The following is a 20,322-nucleotide window of genomic DNA, read 5'->3' on the forward strand; positions in this document are numbered from 1 at the left end:
GCCGCAATGTGACCGGACGCGGGGGGGGGGGGCCCGGCGCCCCCCCCCCCCCCCCCCCGGGGGGGGGGGCGGGGGGGGGGGCCCGCGGCCCCCCCCCCCGCGGGGCCCCCCCCCCCCCCCCCCCCGCCCCCCCCCCCCCCCGCGACGTCGTCCGGACGCCGTCGCGCGCCGACCGCGGGGGGTCAGGACGTGCGGGCGGCCCGGCGGACCAGTGCCGCCGCCACCCAGTCGGTGAGCGCGGTCGGCGGCATCCCGGCCCCCCAGCAGTCGTGGGCACCCTCGGGGTCGTACCAGAGCTCGACCGGGCCGCCCAGGGCGCGGTAACCGAGCGCCCACTTCAGCCCCTGCCGCGGGTTCACCCGGGCGTCGCGACCGGACACCACCACCAGCACCTCGGCGCCCGAGACGGCGGTCAGGTTGGTCACCGGCGACACCTGGCGCAGCGCTGCCAGATCCTGCTCGCTGTGCCGCGGGTCGCCCCACTCGTCGCGATCGCTGGCGGCGGTCGGGCTGTCGTCGCCCAGCAGGCTGGTGAGCGGGTCGACGAAACCGTTGACGACCACGCAGACGTCCACGTCGGCGGGGCAGGTGTGCAGCGTGGTGGCGGCCAGGAACCCGCCTGCCGAGGCGCCGAGGGTGACGACGGCGTCCGCGCGGACGGCGCCCGGGCCGCGACGCAGGTGTGCGATCGCAGCCGCGGCATCCGCCAGGGAGTGCCGGCGGCGCGCCCGGGTGCCGGCCAGGTGCCGTTGCTCGGGACCGCCGCCGCGGACGTGCGGGGTCGCGACCGCGAAACCGCGGTCGAGCCATTGCCGCAGCGTCGGGTCCGAGTCGAGGTCGATGTCGAGGCCGTAGGCGCCGTACAGCAGCACCACGACCGGACCGCGGAAGCGCTCGCCGCCCGCGGCCGGCCAGCGCAGGTCGAGGTCGACCTGGTAGCCGTCGGCGGAGACGAACCGCTCGCGGGCCGCGCGCGCCGCCCCGGCCGAACGCCGGGCGACCAGTTCGGGGTCGTTGCGGCAGTCGCCGGAGGTGTCGAAGTACCAGAAGAACGGCGGCAGCGCGCCGCTGAGCTCGGTGGCGGCGAAGCCGATCGACGGGGTGACCTGGTTGAACCGCAGGTCGAGCAGCCCCGACGAGGCCAGCAGGGGCTGCCGGCCGGACGAGAACCCGTCGATGGTGACCCGATGCAGGGTCTCCTCACCGTCGCGGCTGACCCGCACCACCGCATAGCCGGTGCCGGAGGTGAGTTCGCGGGCCACCCCGACGCCGCTCGCGCACGCCCAGGACGCCAGAATGCGGCCCTCGTCCAACGAGCTGGCCAGCAGCGTCCAGGCCCCGTCGCCGTTGTGCAGCTGGACCAGCACCGGTCGGCCGTCCAGCAGGGCAACGTCGAACAGCGCCGGATCCTTGGGCGCACCGGGCACGCTGATCGGCACCGGCGGGTCCTGCCGGGCGTCCACCAGATCCCAGACCCGTTCGGAGCGGATGCCGTGGCTGAGCCGGAAGAACCGTCGCACCGAGCACGGCTTCACCCCCAGGCCGCCGGTCGCCGAGTAGGCGATCACCCGCCGGGACGCCTCGAAGTCGTCGGCGTCGGCCGCGGCGAGCACCGCCCGCTGGCCGCCCCGGACGTCGAGGTCGGGCTCGACGAAGACAAGCTGGTTGCCGTCGTCGACCAGGCTGATGTCGGGATAGACCCCCTGCACCAGTACCCGGCGCCGCGGACGCCGCAGGCCCGCCTCGTAGACCAGGGCGACGTAGGCCTCGCGCTCGGGCCGGCGCAGCACGCTCACCCAACGCAGCCCGGAGGCGTCGATATCGGCGCGGGTGGTGATCCAGCCGGCCAGATCCTCGGCATCGTCGTCAAACCGGATCGGCGGTTCCCCGGTCGAGATCTCCGGGTGGCGGGCGTCCGGCACCAGTGAGCCCCACATCCGTCCGGCGGTGTCGGCGTCGAGCCGCAGCCAGGCGTCGCCCAGCGGGATCAGCTGGTAGCTGGGGCCGTCGGCGTCCGGTGGGGCGGTGCGGGCGTGCGCCGGGTCGCCGTCGACGGCGCGGCCGTGCGCGGCCAGAGTGGCGAGCAGTTGGTCGTGGTCGAGGTCGTCGACCCAGGACAGCCCCGCCCCCGCGTCGGCGACCCCGGTGGCGTCGGTCATTGCGCCGTCAGCGAGCGGAACAGGGCGGACCGGGCGGTCACCTCACCCGGGTGGCCGTTCTCGACCAGCCGGCCACCGTCGAGCACCAGCACCTGGTCGGCCCACTCGGTACCGAACCGGCCGTGGCCTGCGGCGATGGTGGTGATGTCGCCCATCGTGGTGCGGATCAGTTCCATGATCTGCACCCGGTTCAGCACGTCCAGGCCGGAGGTGATCTCGTCCAGCAGCAGCAGTCGCGGACGCCGCAGCAGGGTTCGCGCGATCGCCAGTCGTTGTCGCTCGCCACCCGAGAACGCGTAGGCCGACTCGCCGACGGGGGCGTCCAGACCCTCCTCCCGACGCCGGACGGTGGGGTGGAGGCCGACCTGGTCGAGCATCTCCCAGCACTGCTCGTCGGCGATGTCGTCCCGGCCCAGCAGCAGGTTGTCCCGCACGGTGCCGGCGAACAGCGGACAGGCCTGTTCGATGTAGCCGACCTGGCTGCGGTACACGTCCTCGTCGCGATCCTCCAGCGGCAGCCCGTCCAGCAGGATCAGCCCCTGGCTGGGCACCAGGAAGCGTTCCAGCAACGACAGGATCGTCGACTTGCCCGACCCGGACGTGCCGGTCAGCACCACCCAGGAGCCGCGGGCGATGTCGAACGACACGTCCGCGAGGGCGAACTCGCGATCGCCGGCCCCGCCGGCGTAGCGCACCGACACGTTGCGGAAGCCCACCTCGCCCTCGACGACGTCAGGGTCGGGACGGGGGCGGTCGCCGTACGCCTCGAGCGATCCGAAGTCCGCCGGCGACAGCGCGTCCAGTTCGGCGCGGAGCCGGTCGGCGTCCCGCGGCGTCCGGGCGGTGACCGCCTTCAAGTCGACCATCCGCTGCAGTGCGCCGAGGGTCTCGGCCATCAGCATCACGGTGTCGATCGAGCCGGCGATCGGCCCGATCAGCATCATCGTGTACATGAAGAACGCGACCAGGGCGTCCACCGGCAGCGCCCCGGACTGCACCCGGGTGCAGGCGATCAGGATGATCACCAGCATCGTGCCCTGGATCAGCGCCGACACCAGCGGCTCCATGAAGGCCTGGGCCCGCGCGGACGCGTTGGAGGCGTCCTGCAGCCGTTGCGAGGTGGTCGACAGCCGACCCACCGCGAAACTGTTGGCGACGAACGCCCGAATGGTCAGCACCGAGTCGAGCGCCCTGGTCACCTCGGCGACGTAGGCGCCCTGCGCCTCCTGCCGGGCGAAGGCGACCCCGGTCAGCCGGTTGGACGCCAGCACGATCACCACCAGCGCCAACACGCACAGGCTGAGCGCCGACACGGTCAGGATCGGGTCGAGCCGCACCATCTGCACCAGCGACCCGGCCACCAGCACCAGGCCGCCCAGGGCCTGGATCGGGCCCCGGGTGAAGACCTCGCCCATCTTCTCCGAGTCGATCGAGCAGCGGGCGACCAGGTCGGCGGTGGGGTGTTCGACGAGCTTCTCGGCCGGCACCCGCAGCGCGATGTCGGCCGAGGAGTCCCGGAAGGTGCGCACCAGACGGTTGCCGGCATAGGCGGTGATCAGGTTGACCGCGGCGGTGACCAGCGAGGACGCCACGGCGGCGGCCAGTAGCAGGCTGCCGAGCCAGAGCAGCCGGCTGGTGTCCATTTCCTGCAGCGCGCCGACCAGCAGGCCGGTCAGCGCCGGCTGGGCCAGCGCGGCGAGCGAGGCGACGACAGTGCCGACGAAGGCGACCAGCATCGCCCGGGGGTCGGAGCGCAGGATGACCAGCAGCCGGGCCAGCGGGCCGGTGGGCGGGTCGGACAGCAGCCCGCCGATGCGGTCGGCGCTGGTGGTGGTCATCGGGGGTCCCTTTCGTCGGGGGGTGGGTGGTGCGAGAATGGGACGGCCGGCACGCCGTCGGCGGGCCCGGCCTTCGACCCAGGGAGTCGTTCCGATCGGATAGGCGCCGATCGGCACGACTCCCTCGGTGTGTTCGGAGGAGTTCCTGGCTCAGGGGCGCCGCAGCGCCTCACACAGCGCGATGCTGACGGCGCTGTGTGGGCACTGCATAACGCTCAGCATGGACGCCTTGGCCTCGGCCACCGCCAACGGCAGTTCGGCGTCCTGCAACTTCAGTACCTGCGTCATCGTGACTCCCGGCGTTCGGGTGAGGGTTTCGTCACCAGCGCCAGCACCAGGCTTGGCTGGTGTAGGAGTTGTTGCAGGCGACATACGACACATTCGACGCCTTCTCCTCGTCGGGAGCGTCATTGTCACGGTCCTGCAGATTGAGGATCTCTGCCATTTTCCGCACCATTCCTTCCGTGTCATTTCTCCGTCCGCTGTGGGGGAGATTCGAGTAATTCGGTGACACTGAGGAGTCAATCCGGAAATGCGGCCGGCGGCAATGATGGTGTGCCGGGTCTATCCGTTGGTTAGCGCGGGCTGGCCGATCGGCGCAGGCTCATTCGGCGACGAGGCCGGCCACCACGCGGGGTTCGGGCAGGCGGGACGTGGGCAGTGTGGGCAGCACTGTGGTGGCGGCCGTGATCGCGGCGGCCACCGCCAGCGCGACCAGGAACGGCCCGGCGGGCACATCGAGGGCGAAGCCGAAGCCCGCGGCGGGGGTGGCGTAGGCCAGGTGTGCCAGGCAGACGCCGACCATGGTCAGGCCCAGCAGCGCCGCCGTCCCGGTGATGATCAGCGCCTCGAGTGCGGCGGTGCCCAGACGTTGCCGCAGGGTGGCCCCCACGATGCCGAGCAGGGCGAGGTCGGCGCAGCGCTGCCGGGTCATCATCACCAGCGAGCCCACGCTGCCGCACAGGGCGATCGCCAGCGGCAGGCCGAGGTTGACCAGAAAGGTCTCGGCACCGACGTGCTCGAGCCGGACGTCGACGCCGCTGGCGGCGAAGATCGCGTTGTAGGTGGCGGGCAGCCCGATCACCCCGAAGGCCAGGCCGATCGTGAACATCACCGGGGTCACCGAGCGGGCGAGGCGTCCGGCCCTGGCGAGCACCGTGGCGCGGGCGACCCACCAGGCCGGTCCGGCCGGGATCAGGCGCGTCCAGGCCGCGGTGAGCGGGCGGACGACGGCCGGCATCAGCTCGGCGAACAGCCAGCCGACGACGACCAGGCCGAACAGGTTCAGCTGCATGATCTGGGTGAACGTCTCCGACGAGCGGTTGGCCGCCAGCGCGGGCACCACCGCGAACATGCCCGCGACGATCAGCGCGGCGAGCGCCGCCCGGACCCAGCGGCCCAGGTCACGGTGCCGTTGCTCGGTGCCGTCCTGTGCGGCACGCAAGGCCTCGACGGGGGGAATGCGACTGGCCCGGCGGGCCTGCCGCAGGCCGCCGAGCAGGACGACCAGCAGCCAGACCAGATTGATCGCCAGCAGGGTGCCGGGTTCGACCACCGTCGGCACCAGGACCCCGGCGCCTTCGGCTCCGCGCTCGTGTTGCAGGTAGTCCAGGGCGGGACGCAGCGCAGCCACGGCCAGCAGGTCGGCGAGTACAGCGGACGCCACCGCCACCACTGCGAGCTGGCTGAGCAGCGACCCGACCAGGCCGGCCGGGGTGGCGCCGGCCAACGCCAGCCGGGCCAGCGCCCCGCGGCGACTGTCCAGGACCAGCGCGGTCGACGCGCCCACCACCGACAGGCCCACCACCAGGCACAGCACCAGGTTGCTGCCGCCGATGATCGCGTAGGCGTCGGCTTCCATCGCCGGGATCAGCTCCCTCGCGGCGAGGGCGGATTGGACGACGAGGGCCGCCAGGGTCAGCCCGAAGCCGGTCATCACGAACCCGAGCGACACTCCGAGCCAGGCCGTCCACGAGCCGCGCAGTTCGGCTGCGATCACCTTCCGCATGATTCACTCCGCGACGAGTTGCGCGATCACCCGGGGTTCGGGCAGCCGCTGGGCGGGCAGGGTGGGCAGCACAGTGGCTGCCGCGGTGGCCAGGCCGCCACCGATGAACGTGCCGACGATCAGCGGCGCGGACAGCGTCGGCGTCCAGGTCAGCCCGGCGGCGCCGAGCGAGTAGGCCTGGAAGGCCAGGCTGGGAACGATCACCAGCAGCGACAGCAGCACCGCGGTCACGGTGATGATCAGCGCCTCCAGTGCGGGAATCGCGACCCGCTGGCCCGGGCTGGCGCCGGCCACCCCGGCGAGGGCCAGTTCGGCGTCCCGCTGCCGGCCCATCATCAGCAGCGAGCCGACGCCGCCGGCGAAGGCGATCAGCAGCGGCAGCCCGAACTGCAGCACGAAGGTGTCCCACATGGGCAGGCTGAGCTGCAGGCTGCCCATCGAGACCGCGATTGTGCTGATCAGCGAGTCGACGACGCTCATCGAGCCGACGCCGATCGCGAAGGTGAACATCACCGGCACCACGGACTTGTAGAGCCGGTCGATCCGGGCGCTCACCGTGGCCCGGGCGATCACCCAGGCCGGTGAGGCCCACGGCACCAGCCGCGTCCACAGCCGGGTCAGCGGGCCGACCAGCACCGGCGCCAGCGCCGCGAGCAACGCACCCCACAGGAACACCTGCAGGAAGCCGACGATCATCAGGTTGCTGACCGTCTCCTTGTAGCGATGCTCCAGCTGAATCGGCACCGAGGCGATCGAGGCGATCACCGCCGCGCCGCTGAGCAGGCACAACGCCCAGCCGGCGGGGCCGAGCCCCTGCCGCGGGTCCGGCGCCTGCGACTGGCGCAGCGCCTCGACCGGTGGAACGGCGCCGGCCAGCCGGGCCTGCCGGCGTCCGGCCCAGACCACCAGCGCCGCGCAGCCCAGGTTGGTGACCAGGAAGGGCAGCACGGAATAGTCGGGTTCAAGGCTCACCCAGGTCGGCTCGTCGCGGGCCTGGTAGTCCATCAGGGCCAGCCAGGGCCGCATCGCGAGTACCGCGAGCAGGTCGCCCAGCGGCGCACTGACCAGCGAGACGGCGGCGAGTTGGACCGCGACCGCCCGCCGGACCTGGGCCGGGGTGGCGCCGGCGAGGGCCAGCCTGGCCAGCGAGCCACGACGCGACCCGACCACCAGCGAGGTCGCCGAGCCTACCACGGGCACGGCCACCAGCAGGATGCAGGCCAGTACCAGCGCCTGGCCGATCGTCCAGCTCGCCGACGATTCCAGGGTCATCCGGCCGTCGGCGACGGCCGCCAGGCCCGTCCAGCCGATCACCACGGTGAGCACCACCGCGGCGTTCACCACGATGAACGACAGGCTGACGCCCAGCCAGGCCGGCCAGGCGTCCCGTAGTTCGGCGAGATACACCCGGCGCACGGTTCAGGCCTCCCGCGGTGCGCCCAGCCCGGCCAGGGTGGACGCCACCACCTCGACCGAGGCGCCGCGGAGTTCCTGCACGAGCGAACCGTCGCGGAGGAACAGGATCCGGTCGCAGGCGGCAGCGACCTTCGGATCGTGGGTGACGACCAGCGCGCAGCGTCCGGGACTGTGCGCGATCCGGGCCAGTTCGGCCAGCACCAGTTCGCCGGTGCGGGTGTCCAGCGCGCCCGTCGGCTCGTCGGCGAACAGCACGGCCGGCTGCTGGGCCAGCACCCGGGCCAGCGCGACCCGCTGCTGCTCGCCGCCGGACAGCGACGGCGGCCTGGCGTCGGCACGGTCGGCCAGGCCGACGGTTTCCAGCGTCTGGGCGATCAACTCGGCGGGCGGCCGGTTGCCGGCGAGCAGATGCGGCAGGGCGACGTTCTCGGCCGCGGTCAGCGTGGGGATGAGGTTGTAGGACTGGAACACGAAGCCGACCTGGCTGCGCCGCATCCGGGCCAGGTCGGCCCGGGACAGCCGCTCGAGCTGCTGCCCGGCCAGCAGCACCCTGCCGCTGGTCGGCGCCTCCAACCCGGCCAGGCAGTACATCAGCGTCGACTTGCCCGAGCCGGACGGCCCCATCACGGCGACGAGTTCGCCGGCCCGGACGCCGAGGCTGACGCCGTGCAGGATCTCGACCTCGCGCTGGCCGGCGCGGTAGGACTTGCGCAGCTCCTGGGCGGCGATCGCCCAGTCGGTGGGGGCGGTGGCGGGGTCGGCACTTTCGCGGATCTGACTCACCATGGGAACGTCCTTCGGTGGTGCTGAGGGGGTGGCCCCTGGGGGTGGGGAACGGGTCCAGTGCAGCAGCCCGGCCAGGCCCTGTCTGCCTCGCGCCGGTGGTTCTGCCCGGAAGTTAACCCGGTCGCACCCGGCCGGCTCCGGGCTCCGGACGCACGGCAGGGCCGCCGCCCCGGGTGGGGACGGCGGCCCTGGTTCGTGATCGACGGACTGGTCGGATAGGCGCCGGCCAGGCGCAGCGATCGCCGGTGCCGTGGGTTCACGGACGCCAGCACAGGAAGTTGCTGGTGTGGGAGTTGTGGCAGATGAAGTAGCTGTTGTTGGAAGCCTTCTCATCGCCGGGGACCTCGGGGGTCTGCTCGTCCTGCAGGTTCAGGATCTCGGCCATCGTGTTCACCTCCTTTCGGGACTGGTCAGTGGTCGCTGCCGCTCACTTGGCGAAGCAGAGCGAGGCGGAGACGAAGGAGTTGTTGCAGAAGAAGTTGCGGATGCTGATCCGCGACGCCTTCTCCTCGCCGGGGGTGGGCTCCGGATCGTTGCCCTGGAGTTCGAGGATGTCAGCCATGGTGGTCACCTCCTTGCAGAGTGGCTGGGACTGGGGTGCGGTGGCGGCCCGGCCGGCGTGACGCCGGTGCGGGGGCCGTCGTCACTTCTGGTAGCAGAGGAAGTAGCTGGCGTGGCTGCTCGTGCAGGCCACGATGCTGATCTTCGAGGCCTTCTCCTCCTCCGGAACCTCCGGCAGTTCGTACTGCAGGCCGAGGGCGTCGCTCATGGTGCTCACCTCCTTTCGTGATGGTCGGTGCGGGTTACCGGGTCAGCAACCCATGCTGAAGGCGCTGCGGGCGAGGCAGGTGTAGACACTGTTGCCCGAGCGATGTTCGGCGGCGGGGGTGTCGACCGCCAACTCGATGCCCTGCAAACACAGCACGCGCGCGGCGCCGGTCACCACCGACGGCGTCCGGCCGGCCGGATTCTTTGACGATTCCATTTCCATGAACGGTTCCCCCCTTTCTGCCGCAGTGGTGGCGTTCGCCGGCGATTTCCGGCTCAGCCTTGGGTGTTTTCCTGAGTTCCATTCAAGCGGGGAAATATAGCGTGGGCAAGGAATGTCAGGCCCGGCTACCCGTTCGTTATGGTCGACTGGTCGATCGGGAATCAGGCCGGCACCGGAATGGCTGTCGCGGCGTCGGCAAGCGATGGAACGGGCAGTTCACCGGGCTGGGGCAGTGGCAGCGCGCCAAGACGTGCGGCCGCCTCGTCACCAAGGGGCAGCCAGTCGAAGACCCTCCCCGAACCGGCCGCGTGCAACGCCACAGCGATCCCGGCCGCGCCGGTGGACAGGTCCGAGCTGAGCCGGATCATGCCGTCGCCGACAGTGAACAGCATGCCGTCGCGGGTCAGCAGATTGCACAGCAGCAGGTCGCGCTGCCGATCCACCTCGGCCGCCTGCCCCGGTCCGGACGCCGCCAGCGCGGCCATGATCCCCGCCCGGCCGTGGTCGAGGGTGCCGTAGATGTAGAGGTCGGAGGAGCAGGTCTTCACCAGCGCCCGGTGTTCGATGTCGCTGAGCAGCGCCCGGCCGGTCAGCCGTTCCGCGGCCAGCGCGACCGCCCAGATGCCCGCCGAGCCCCATTCCAGGTAGGGCAGTGCCCGGTTGTTGTCGGTGTCGCGCACCATCAGTTCACCGGTCGAGGTGGTCAGGCAGGCGTCCAGGTCGGCGCGCAGCCGCTGGACGGCCCGCTGCGCCGGCGCCTGGTCGCCGCCGGCCAACTCGGCCGCGAGATCGGTGAGCGCCAGTCCGGTCAGGCCGAAGTGCAGGCCGCGCCGGTGGGTCAGGTCGTCCCACGGCCCGGTGTCGGGCCGCACCGAGCGCTGCAGCCGCTCGTTCGCCTCGAGCGCGGCGCGGGTCAGGTCGGCGTCCCCCGCAGCAGCCGCCACCTGCAGCGCGGCCAGCAGGACGCCCGCCCGGCCACCGAACAGGTCGAGCCGGCGCCGGCCCAGTGATTCCTCCAGCGCACTCCAGGCCGCCTGCACGGCCTGCTCGTGCCTACCGGCCAGGGCCAGCGCCAGGGCGATGCCGGCCCGTCCGGTGTACAGCCCCGGGTCGGTCACCGGCCCGCTGCCGGCGGCGGCCAGGGCGTCCAGATCTGCGGCATCGTTGGCCCGCCCGATCCGGCTGCGTGCGAACACCACTCCGGCGCGGCCGAAGCCCAGGCTCTCGGTGACGTCCCCCTCCTGGGCGGGGTCGCCCGGGAAGCCGCCGCCGGGCGAGTATCGGCGCGACCATTCGATGCCGGCGTCCAGGGCGGCGATCACCTCGTCCGGGGGCAGGCCGCCCGGCCACGGCTCGACGGTGACCTGCGGGGTCAGCAGGTGGCTGGGCACCGCCGGGAAGCGGGCGAGCACCCGGCGCAGCTGGTCGGCGGAGGCCTGCCCGAAGTCGCGTTCCACCCGCTGCAGGGCGGCGTCCCAGAAGCCGGGGGCGATCACCTCGATCTCCCAGTCGGGCACGTAGCTGAGCATCAGGCTGCGCGAGATGGCGTACCAGTCGGACTGGACGGCGTCCAACTGCTCGGGGCCGCAGAACTCGAACACCCGCAGCCCGATGGCCCGCGGCGAATCGACCCGGGTGGCGTCCTCGAAGTCGATGACGGTGACGCGGTCGTCGTCATCGATCAGCACGTTGCCCGGGTGCAGGTCGCCGACCGCCCAGCCGCGGGCGTGGATGTCGTCGATGATCGTGATCAACTGCTCGCCGATGTGCACCATGCGCTCGGCGTAGCGCTGCGCCTGGCCTGGTTCGGCGGCGGCGTCGAACGGGGCGTTCTGCACCACCCACGACGTCAGCGAGCGACCCGGCGCGTACTCCAGTTCGAGGTAGCGGTGCTCCCAGGCCCAGAACGATCCGAGCAGTTGCTGGACGCCGGCCAGCCCCGCCAGGTCACCCAGCACCACCTGCTCCTCCCGCTGCCGGGTGACGGCGTCGCGGCCGCGGGCGTCCAGCCCGGTGTGGCTGCGGGCCTCGCGCAGGACGTGCACGGTGCCGTCGGGCAGGGTGGCCTTGTAGACGCCCCCGGCGTTGGAGAAGTGCAGCGGCGAGACGGCCTTGAACTCCTGCAGCCGCGACGGCGACGAGGTCCGCGAGCGCCGATGGGCTACATCCAGGCAGGCCGGCAGCTCGACGCCCTCGGGAATGATGAACCGTGGCCGCCGCTCGTCCTTGACCAGGTTCAGTCCGGGGCCGGTGACGGCGTTCACCTGCCGGTCGAGGGCGTCGGGGTAGCTGAACGACATGATGCCGCCGTAGCGCACGAAGACCGGCGCCTCGCCGTAGCGCAGATCGCTCAGAATGTAGGGCCCGTGCCGCCCGGCCAGCGCGACCTCGAGTTCGTCGAGCAGCACCGCCAGCTGATCGTCGTCGGCCGGGTAGATCGTGATGAACTTGCCCGACCCGCCGCGGTCGTGCTGTTTGCCGTTGGTGTCCTGCAGGCTGCTCGGATCGGGCAGGAACTTGAACGCGACCTGATGCGCGACGCAGATCCGGGTGGTCAGCGCCAGGGTTTCGGACGCCTCGGCCGGCACCGTGCTGACGTGGATCTTCCAGCCCTGCACCCGCGGCGTCCATTCGCGCGGCGTCCAGCCCTCCCAGCCGCCCCAGCGCCGGATCAGCCAGCCGTCGGGCAGCGGAACCGTCTGCGGGGCCTCCCCGCCGAGGCGCTGCAGCAGCTGCGCCATCGACCGCATCGAGCCGTAGTAGGGGGAGTCCTCGGTGCAGGACAGGATGTATTCGGGACGGACTGCCATCGTCGACCTCCGGTTCGGGGCGGGTGGGGTCTCCATCGGACGCCACCGGCGCCGTCCGGCACAACGCGTTCCGCCCCGTTGTGGCCGTTGGTCAGCACGCGCTGGCCGATCGGCCAGGGCTCAGCAGCCGGCACCGAGACCGCCGCCCCGACCGGTGCCCGGGGTGTCCGGGCAGAGCGCGGGGCCGCACCGTCAAAGGACGGCGCGGCCGGGAGTGCGGGGCGGATCAGCCGCCGACGGCGGTGCTGCGCGGCAGCACGTGCGGGTCGACGATGTGCAGCTGGATCGACCGGACCAGGATCTGGGTGCGCGACTTGACCCCCATCTTGTCGCCGATGTGCGTCAGGTACTGCTTCACCGAGCCCTCGGAGACGAACATCTCCCGACCGATCTGGTGGTTGGTCAGGCCCTGGGCGAGCCAGCCCAGCAGTTCGGTCTCGCGCGGAGTGAGCCCGATGTCGACCGGTTCGGGAGCGATCGCGGTGTCCGACTTGACCGAGTCGACCAGTTGCCGGCGCACCGACGACGACATCGGCATGTCACCGCGCACCGCCTGCCGGATGCCCGCGATCAGGTTCTGCGCGCCGGTGTCCTTCAGCAGATAGCCGGACGCCCCGGCGCGCAGCGCGGCCACGATGTACTCGCGGGTGCCGAAGGTGGTCAGTGCCACCACGCAGGCGTCGCTCCACCGCGAACAGATCCGGGTCGTCGCCTCGATGCCCGAACAGCCCGGCATCTGCAGGTCCATCAGCACCAGGTCGGGCCGCAGCGTGGCATAGGCCTCGATCGCCTCGGTGCCGTTGCGGGCCTCACCGACAAGTTCGAGGTCGGGGGCGCGGCCGAAGAAGACCCGGTACGCCTCGCGTACCAGGGCGTCGTCGTCGACGACCAGCAGGCGGGTGATCTCCTGGGGGGTGGTGGTCATGGGGCCATCCAAGATCGTGCCGCGCACTTTCGGCCAGTTCACTTCCGGCCAGCCTGTGCCGGCGGCGTCCGCACTGGCCGAAGGTGAATGGTGCCGTGATCGCCGGCCCGGCCAGAATCCTTCCTGCCACCCCCAGTGCGCGACCCGAACCAAGCCGTCGAAAGGCATCGCCATGAAGTCCCTGCTCCTGTTGATCGTGATCATCCCGCTGCTCGGCCTCGGCGCCGGCGTCCCGTCCGCTGCGGCCGAGGACAATCCCGGACGGTCCTCGATCCTGTGCCGGATCATGCCGTGGTTCTGCGACTGGTCGTGAGCCGATGAGCGGCGGCGCCATCGGTGCGCACGACGCGGCCTCGCTGATGCTGACCCGTCGGGTGCGCAACCTCGCCACGGTCGACCAGGTGCGGCTGGTCGCCGCGGCAGTTCTCGTCTTCCTGCTGCTGGACGTGCTCCGGCTCGCCGTGGTGGCGCCGGTGCCGCTGCCGGACCAGAGCCTGATCACCACCATGGACGTGGTGGGCTATCTGGCGATCATCGTCGCCCTGTGGCGCCCCGGGCTCGGCCTGACGCTCGCCGTGGCACCGCTGGGCACCGCGCTGTTCTGGACCTCCAGCAGCCTGGATGCGGTGCTGCTGGCCGCCGTCCCGGCGCTGGCGATCGCGCAGTTGTCGCGACGTCCGGCCCTGCTGGCCAGTGCCGGGGCGGTCGGCTATGTCGCACTGCGGGCCGGGCTGTACACCGGCGATCAACGTGCGGCGCTGCTGCTCACCCTGGGCGGGGCGGTCACGCTGGGCCTGCTCGCCGGCTGGGCCGGCCACACCGTCCGGGAACGCCGCGAACGTGCCGCGCGCGCCGATCTGGCGCAGGCCGTCGAGGACGCCCGGATTCGCGCCGATGAGCGGCGCGACCTCGCCGCAGACCTGCACGACGTCGTCGTCCACCATCTGTCGACGGCGTCGCTGCACCTGCTGGGCGTCGCCGACGAGACCGACCCGGTGGTCCTGCGCCGGGTGCTGGGCACCGTCCAGGCGTCCAACACGGCGGCACTGACCGAGCTGCGGCTGCTGGCCCGGGTGTTGCGCAGCGATCCGGCCACCGCGGCGTCCGGCATGGAACTGCGGGAGCTGTCCCGGCAGGTGCCGCCCACCCAGGCCGTGGCCGAGGGGCAACTGGCGTTGGTCCGGGCCGGTTTCGAGCCGCAGGTGCAGGTGCCGGCCGCCGCCGACAGCCTGGAGCTGACCGTGCAGCGCACCCTGGCCCGGCTGGTGGCCGAGGCGGTCGCGAACCAACGGGCGCACGCGCCGGCTGGTGCCCGGTGCAGCATCGAGATCCAGCTCAACGACCACCAGGTCGGTTTCCAGGCCCGCAACGCGCTGGCTCCCGGGCAGGCCGGCACGCCCCCGACGCTCGGCTGGGGGCTGCGGGGGGTGCGCGAGCGGGTCGCCCTCACCGGCGGCACGCTGTCGGCCGGACCGATCGGGCCGGAGTGGGTGCTTACCGCCTCGCTGCCCCATGACTGACCACCGGGACGTCGTGGCGACCCTGCGCCCGGGCCGGGTTACAGTGGCCGCACCACCCCCCAGGACACGATTCCCCATGACTGCTGGCAGCACCGCCGCCGCCGCGGATCGGGCCACGGCGCCCCGCCCGCTGCGGGTTCTGCGTGCGCTGGTGATCGTCTTCGTGTGCTGTGAACTCCTGGACACCCTGCTGCGTCCGGCGCCCGACCCGGGGTGGCTCTATCACGGGCTTTCCGTGCTGTCGGCGGCCGCCGCGATCCTGGTGCTGTTCCGGCCCGGTCCGGGAGTGGCGCTGGCGGTGCTGCCGGTCGGCTCGACCCTGCTGGTGAGCGGCTTCGGCCAGGATCTGCTGCCGCTGGTGGTCAGCGTGGTGGTGGTGTGCGCGCGGGCGGCGTCCCGGCTGACGGTGATCACCCTGACCCTCGCACTGGGCTACTGCGTCGCCTGGGCGGCGATCCCCGCCGACCGGCACCGCGCGTTGGGTTACCTGGTGCTGGTGGCGCTGGCCGCGGCAGCCGGCTTCGCCGTCCGGGCACTGCTGGCCCATGCGAGCAGAGTCGACCGCCGGATCGCCCAGCTGCGGGAGCAGACGGTGGCGCTGCGGGCGGCTGAACGGATGGCGCTGGCCGACGAGTTGTCCACGCTGCTCACCGCCGGCCTGGCGCGGAACCGCCGTGATCTGGCCGCCGCCCGCGCCGCGGACGACCCGGACGTGCTGACCCGGGCACTGGCCGGCGCTGAGGCCGGCGCGGTGGCGACGCTGGGCCAGTTGCGTGGCCTGGTCTCCACGCTGCGCGGACGCGAGCCGGCGCAGGGCGAGAGCGCCGGTGCCGCGGCGGCCCTGATCGGCGTGGCCGAGGAGGTCGAGGACCTGCTGGTGGCGCACGGCCACCCGGTCGAACTCGACCTGCCGGACAACCTGGACGGTGCCGGCGATTTCGGTCAGCAACTGCTCGCCGAGGTGCTGCGTGAGGGAGCCGCCGTGCTCCTGCGGGAAGCGGCGCCGGGCACCGGCTGCACCCTCGTGGTGCGAGCGGCGGGCGTCCGGATCGAGGTGGAACTGGACGCCACTTCCGCACGGGCGGTGGCGGCGTCCGGCGGCTCGCTGCGGGCCGCCCGGGATCGCGTCGAGGCGGCGGGTGGGTCGGTCGAGTTCAGTACCGGGGCAGGGGGTGCCTGGCTGCGGGCCGCTATGCCCGTGCTCGCCGACGAAGCGGACGCCGGGCGTCCGGCCCCCGCCGAGACCGGTGGCTGGTCGCACCGGCTGTGGGCTCGGGTGGACGGGCCTCGGGTGGTGTCGGCGGTGACGGTCGCCGTGCTGGCTGCCGCTGCGCTGGCCGGCGCCGTGCTGAGCCGGGCGTCCGGCGCGGCGGTATCCGCCTGGGCACTGTGGGCGCTGTGGGGGCTGGCCTTGGCGGGCGTCGCGGCGACCCTGCGGCTGCGCCGGTTGTGGCCCGCCGTGCTCGCCCAGCTGCTGGTGCTGGCGCTCAGCCTGTGGCTGCTGGAACCCAGCGTCGAGGTGGGCCGGCCCAACCAGTTCGCGATCGTCACGCTGACCGTCCTGGCCGTGCTGCGGGACTCCCGCTGGGCCTGGGTCGTCACCGCCGCCTGGGCCGGCTACAGCGTGCTGTGGTTCCACGCCCCCAACGTCGGCTTCGTCTCGGCCGGGCTGTTCTACCCCGTGGTGGGCGTGTTCGTCGGACTCGCAGCCCAGCATCTGCACCGGCTCCGGACGACGCAGCGCCGGCTGCTGCTATCGGCCACCAGCAGCCACGACACGGCGCGGGACGAGGTGCGTCGCGAACTCGCCGGTGAGCTGCACGACATCGTCGCCCATCAGCTGTCCCTGATCACCATGCAGGCGGGGGCCAGCAGGGGCCAGACCGATCCGGTGGTGCTGCGGACCGCCCTGAACCGGGTGGCGACCATCACCCGATCGGCGCAGGCCGACCTGGCGCTGCTGCTGCACGTGATGCGCACCCCGGCCCCGCAGGCGTCCGTCGTGGACGCCGGCTGGCTGACGCCGAGCGGGACCGTGGACGCCGCCGCGGCGACGTTGACCGAGGCGGGGCACCGGGTACGGTCCCAGGTCGATCCGGCGATCGACGGCACGGATCCGACCACCCGGCGGACGCTGACCCGCATCGTGAGGGAAGCGACCACCAACATCCTGCGCTACGCGCCGCCGGGATCGGCCTGCGACGTGACGATCGGCGTCCGGCGGGGCGAGGTGTGGTTGTCGATCACGAACCCGCTGCCTGCCGTGCCGCGGCCCTCGGAGCATTCCACGGGACTCGGGCTGGTCGGCCTGGACGAGCGGGCCAGGATCACCGGCGGCGCCTTCACCGCCGGGCCGGACGACGGACAGTGGCGGGTGCGAGCCCAGTTGCCGCTCACCCCGACGGTCGACCTGCGGCCGCGGGCCGAGGACGCCGCAACCCTCAGCGGGTAGCTGCCCGCTCAGCTCGGCGGGTGGGCTCAGCGGGTGGGCTCAGCGGGTGGTCGGGGGCAGGGCGTCCGGGTCGACGATGCCCAGCTGGATGGCCCGGATCAGGATCTGGGTGCGCGCCCTGACGCCGAGCTTGTCGCCGATCCGGGCCACGTACTGCTTCACCGACCCCTCGGACAGGTGCATCCGGCGGGCGATCTGGGCGTTGCTGAGGCCGTGTGCGAGCCGGCCGACCAGTTCGACCTCGCGCGCGGTGAGGGTGTGGCCCCGGGCCGGCTGGCCGGTGCCCAGGGAGGCGACCAGTTCGCGACGTACCGCGGCCGACAGCGGCATCTCACCCGCGATGGCCTGCCGCAGGGCGACCACCAGTCCCCCGACGGCCACCCCCTTCACCAGGTAGCCGGACGCCCCCGCCCGCAACGCTGCCACCACATGTTCGCGGCTGCTGAACGTCGTCATCACCACCACGACGGCGTCCGGCCAGCGGCCGCACAGCGCCCGGGTCGCCTCGACGCCGGAGATGCGGGGCAAATGCAGGTCCATCAGCACGACGTCCGGTCGCAGCCGTTCATAGCCGGCCACGGCGTCCGCCCCGTCGGCGAGCTCGCCGACCAGCGTCAACTCCGGATGCGGCTCGAACATGGCCCGATAGGCGGCGCGCACCGCCGGGTCGTCGTCGACGACCAGCAGCCGGATCGGGGCGGGAGCCACCCTCGCAGGGTAGCGGCCGGCCGCACCGGCCGGATCGCGCGGGTTCGGGGCGGCGCCGTCGAACCGCTTCCCGGGCGGGGGAGACTGGACCCATGCCGACGCCATTGGAGGACTACGCGCTGCTCAGCGACTGCCGGACCGCTGCCCTGGTGTCGCGGCACGGATCGATCGACTGGCTGTGCCTGCCGCGCTACGACTCGGCCTCGGTGTTCGGCGCGGTGCTGGGGGACGCCGAGCATGGCCGCTGGCAACTGCGTCCCACCGATCCGGACGCCGTGGTCACCCGCCGCTACGACGACGGCACGTTCCTGCTGATCACCCGGTGGACCACCTCCGGCGGGGTGACGGAGGTGCACGACGTGCTGCCGGTGGACCGCCGCCGGGTCGACGTGGTGCGGCGGATCGACCTGGTCCGCCGGGTGGTGGGTGTGACCGGGACCGTCGAGTTCGAGCAGGAACTGCGGTTCCGGTTCGACTACGCCCGCGCCGTGCCCTGGGTGCGCCAGCTGCCCGGACCCGAACCGGGCCTGCTGGCCATCGCCGGCCCGGACGCCCTGGTCTACCGGGGCGCCCACCTCGAGGCGCGCGACCACGCCCACGCCGGACGGTTCACAGTGACCGCCGGCGAGACCCGCGACCTGACCCTGACCTGGCACCCGTCGCATCACCGGCTGCCGCGACGGCTCGACGTCGACACCGCACTGGAACGGACCCGGCGCTGGTGGCAGGAGTGGGCCGACCGGATCGACACCCATGAGGTCGAACACGACCTCGTGGTGCGTTCACTGCTCGTGCTGCGCGCCCTCACCCATCGCGACACCGGCGGCATCATCGCCGCCCCGACCACCTCGCTGCCCGAGGAGTTCGGCGGCGTCCGCAACTGGGACTACCGGTTCGTGTGGCTGAGAGACGCGGCGCTCACCCTGCAGGCCCTGATCGAGCACGGCTTCCTGCGAGCCGTCGAACACTGGCGGCAGTGGCTGCTGCGGGCGATCGCCGGCGATCCGAGCGAGATGCAGATCGTCTACGGGGTGGCGGGCGAGCGCGATCTGCACGAGCGCGCGTTGAGCCACCTGCCCGGCTACGCCGGCTCGGCGCCGGTCAGGATCGGCAACGGTGCCGCCGACCAGTACCAGGCCGACGTGGTCGGCGAGGTACTGGTGGCGCTGCATGCGGCGCGGCTGGCCGGCCTGACGGAGTCGTCCACCTCGTGGCCGTTGGAGCGGGCGCTGCTGGGCCGCACCCTGGAGCGGCTCGACGAGCCCGACAACGGCATCTGGGAGATCCGCGGCGAGCCGCGCTTCTTCACCCACTCGCGGGTGATGCTCTGGGCGGCCTTCGACCGTGGCGTCAGGGCGATCCGGAATTTCGGACTGGCCGGACCCGAGCAGGACTGGGTGGCCGCCCGTGACCGGCTCAGGGCCGAGATCGACGCGCAGGGCGTGTCGCCGGCCGGGCACTTCACCCAGTACTACGGCACCGACGAGGTGGACGCCTCGCTGCTGGTGCTGCCCACCGTCGGGTTCTGCGCCGCCGACGACCCCCGGATGCTGGCCACCGTGGCGGTGATCGAGCGGGAGCTGATGAACGACGGGCTGGTGCACCGCTACCGCGCCGAGAGCGGGGTCGACGGCCTGGCCGGCGGCGAATACCCGTTCCTGGCCTGCTCGTTCTGGCTGGTCGTCCAGTACGCCGCCAGCGGCCGGCACGCCGACGGCCTGGCACTGATGCGCCGGGTCTGCGACCTGGCCAACGACGTCGGGCTGCTCTCGGAGGAGTACGACGTCGACGGCCACCGGCAGGCCGGCAACATGCCGCAGGCGCTGTCCCACCTGGCGTTGGTCCGGGCGGCCGATGCGTTGGCCGGCCCTCATGTCAGCGGTGACGCGTAGGGTCGGGAGCGTGATCGACCATTCAGCGCTCATCCTGTCCGAGACCGAACGCTTCGCCGACGTGCTCGCCGCCGCCGACCCGTCTGCTCCCGTGCCGACCTGCCCCGAGTGGAAGGTCGCCGACCTGCTGTGGCACCTGACCGAGGTGCACGCGTTCTGGGCCGGCATCCTCGCCTCGGGGGCGCTGAGCGACGCCGACTGTGAGGCCGTCGAGGAGAACCAGCCCCCTCGGCCCACCGACCTCGACGCCACTCTCGCGCTGCTCGACTCCGCCACGGTCGAGCTCGTCGCGCAACTCGACAAGCGGCTCGACGAGCAGCCGGCCTGGTCGTGGTTCGCGGCCGACCAGACGGTGGGGTTCACCCGCCGGATGCAGGTGCACGAGGCGACCATGCACCGGGTGGACGCCGAAGGCGCCGCGGGCGTCGAGATCACCCCGATCGATCCCGAGGTGGCCGCCGACGGCGTCCTGCACGCCATCGACGTGATGTTCGCGTGGTGGGGCACCCTGCCGGGCTTCGAGTTCGTGCCCGCCGAGTCCGTGGTGGCGCTCACCCTTTCCGACGGGGCGCCCGGCGGCGGCAGCCGCACCGTGCTGGTGCGACCCGGGCGGTGGCGCGGCGTCGGCGAATCCGGCACCAGCTATGACGAGCCGGGCATCCTCCGCCTCACCGACCTCGCCCCGGACGCCGGCTTCGCGGGCACCGCCGACGAGGTCGACCGCTGGCTGTGGGGCCGCGGTCCCGAACCCGAGGCCGACGGCGACCCCGCCGCGCTGGAGGCCGTCCGCGCGGTCGTCGCCAAGGGCGTGCAGTAG

At 72.6% G+C, this 20,322-nt stretch carries 19 protein-coding genes; 5 read left to right on the forward strand and 14 right to left on the reverse strand.

The annotated features are described in order from the left end of the window. Positions 1-182 precede the first annotated feature (182 nt). The 13 genes from OIE40_RS00585 to OIE40_RS00645 form a co-directional block, all read right to left on the reverse strand. The gene (locus OIE40_RS00585; protein ID WP_264698801.1) at positions 183-2,159 is read right to left on the reverse strand and encodes a S9 family peptidase; all 1,977 of its coding nucleotides are present in this window, start codon (positions 2,157-2,159) and stop codon (positions 183-185) included. Beyond that, complete coding sequence (locus OIE40_RS00590) at positions 2,156-3,997, reverse strand: ABC transporter ATP-binding protein (RefSeq protein ID WP_264698802.1); 1,842 nt, start codon at positions 3,995-3,997, stop codon at positions 2,156-2,158. Before OIE40_RS00590 ends, OIE40_RS00585 begins: the two co-directional genes overlap by 4 nt. 150 nt (positions 3,998-4,147) lie before the next feature. Then, positions 4,148-4,285, reverse strand: a complete 138-nt coding sequence (locus OIE40_RS00595) for a SapB/AmfS family lanthipeptide (RefSeq protein WP_264698803.1) — start codon at positions 4,283-4,285, stop codon at positions 4,148-4,150. A 31-nt stretch (positions 4,286-4,316) separates the two neighbouring features. After that, positions 4,317-4,442 (reverse strand): hypothetical protein, encoded by a 126-nt coding sequence (locus tag OIE40_RS00600; protein WP_264698805.1) that lies wholly within the window; start codon positions 4,440-4,442, stop codon positions 4,317-4,319. Positions 4,443-4,601: 159 nt separating this feature from the next. Then, positions 4,602-5,996, reverse strand: coding sequence for an FtsX-like permease family protein (locus tag OIE40_RS00605; RefSeq protein WP_264698807.1), 1,395 nt, complete (start codon positions 5,994-5,996; stop codon positions 4,602-4,604). Between the two features lie 12 nt (positions 5,997-6,008). Then, positions 6,009-7,412, reverse strand: a complete 1,404-nt coding sequence (locus OIE40_RS00610; RefSeq protein WP_264698809.1) for an ABC transporter permease family protein — start codon at positions 7,410-7,412, stop codon at positions 6,009-6,011. Between the two features lie 12 nt (positions 7,413-7,424). Next, positions 7,425-8,207 (reverse strand): ABC transporter ATP-binding protein, encoded by a 783-nt coding sequence (locus OIE40_RS00615; RefSeq protein WP_264698811.1) that lies wholly within the window; start codon positions 8,205-8,207, stop codon positions 7,425-7,427. A 256-nt stretch (positions 8,208-8,463) separates the two neighbouring features. After that, a complete protein-coding gene (locus OIE40_RS00620) occupies positions 8,464-8,592 on the reverse strand; it encodes a hypothetical protein (RefSeq protein ID WP_264698813.1) in 129 nt (42 codons plus the stop codon). 42 nt (positions 8,593-8,634) lie between these two features. Next, positions 8,635-8,769 (reverse strand): hypothetical protein, encoded by a 135-nt coding sequence (locus OIE40_RS00625; RefSeq protein WP_264698815.1) that lies wholly within the window; start codon positions 8,767-8,769, stop codon positions 8,635-8,637. 81 nt (positions 8,770-8,850) lie between these two features. Next, a complete protein-coding gene (locus OIE40_RS00630) occupies positions 8,851-8,976 on the reverse strand; it encodes a hypothetical protein (RefSeq protein WP_264698817.1) in 126 nt (41 codons plus the stop codon). A 42-nt stretch (positions 8,977-9,018) separates the two neighbouring features. Beyond that, on the reverse strand, positions 9,019-9,192 hold the full coding sequence (locus OIE40_RS00635) for a hypothetical protein (RefSeq protein ID WP_264698819.1): 174 nt from the start codon (positions 9,190-9,192) through the stop codon (positions 9,019-9,021). A gap of 167 nt (positions 9,193-9,359) precedes the next feature. Beyond that, entirely contained in the window at positions 9,360-12,008 is a 2,649-nt protein-coding gene (lanKC, locus tag OIE40_RS00640; protein ID WP_264698820.1) for a class III lanthionine synthetase LanKC, read from the reverse strand. A gap of 226 nt (positions 12,009-12,234) precedes the next feature. Next, a complete protein-coding gene (locus OIE40_RS00645) occupies positions 12,235-12,933 on the reverse strand; it encodes a response regulator (RefSeq protein ID WP_264698822.1) in 699 nt (232 codons plus the stop codon). Positions 12,934-13,105: 172 nt separating this feature from the next. Between OIE40_RS00645 and OIE40_RS00650 the strand changes: the two genes are divergently transcribed. The 3 genes from OIE40_RS00650 to OIE40_RS00660 all read left to right on the forward strand — a co-directional run bounded on the left by OIE40_RS00650 (position 13,106) and on the right by OIE40_RS00660 (position 16,905). Beyond that, the gene (locus OIE40_RS00650) at positions 13,106-13,246 is read left to right on the forward strand and encodes a hypothetical protein (protein ID WP_264698824.1); all 141 of its coding nucleotides are present in this window, start codon (positions 13,106-13,108) and stop codon (positions 13,244-13,246) included. 4 nt (positions 13,247-13,250) lie between these two features. After that, the gene (locus OIE40_RS00655) at positions 13,251-14,453 is read left to right on the forward strand and encodes a sensor histidine kinase (RefSeq protein WP_264698826.1); all 1,203 of its coding nucleotides are present in this window, start codon (positions 13,251-13,253) and stop codon (positions 14,451-14,453) included. 76 nt (positions 14,454-14,529) lie between these two features. Then, positions 14,530-16,905: a sensor histidine kinase gene (locus tag OIE40_RS00660; RefSeq protein ID WP_264698827.1), complete on the forward strand. Its 2,376-nt coding sequence runs from the start codon at positions 14,530-14,532 to the stop codon at positions 16,903-16,905. Between the two features lie 39 nt (positions 16,906-16,944). On the opposite strand, the gene OIE40_RS00665 is transcribed toward OIE40_RS00660, so the two are convergent. Then, entirely contained in the window at positions 16,945-17,613 is a 669-nt protein-coding gene (locus OIE40_RS00665) for a response regulator (protein ID WP_264698829.1), read from the reverse strand. Positions 17,614-17,705: 92 nt separating this feature from the next. Here OIE40_RS00665 and OIE40_RS00670 point away from each other — a divergent pair, with 92 nt between their 5' ends. After that, complete coding sequence (locus tag OIE40_RS00670) at positions 17,706-19,505, forward strand: glycoside hydrolase family 15 protein (protein WP_264698831.1); 1,800 nt, start codon at positions 17,706-17,708, stop codon at positions 19,503-19,505. Between the two features lie 10 nt (positions 19,506-19,515). After that, positions 19,516-20,322, forward strand: a complete 807-nt coding sequence (locus OIE40_RS00675; RefSeq protein WP_264698833.1) for a maleylpyruvate isomerase N-terminal domain-containing protein — start codon at positions 19,516-19,518, stop codon at positions 20,320-20,322.

Source organism: Micropruina sonneratiae, assembly GCF_025972045.1.
GTDB lineage: Bacteria > Actinomycetota > Actinomycetes > Propionibacteriales > Propionibacteriaceae > Micropruina > Micropruina sonneratiae.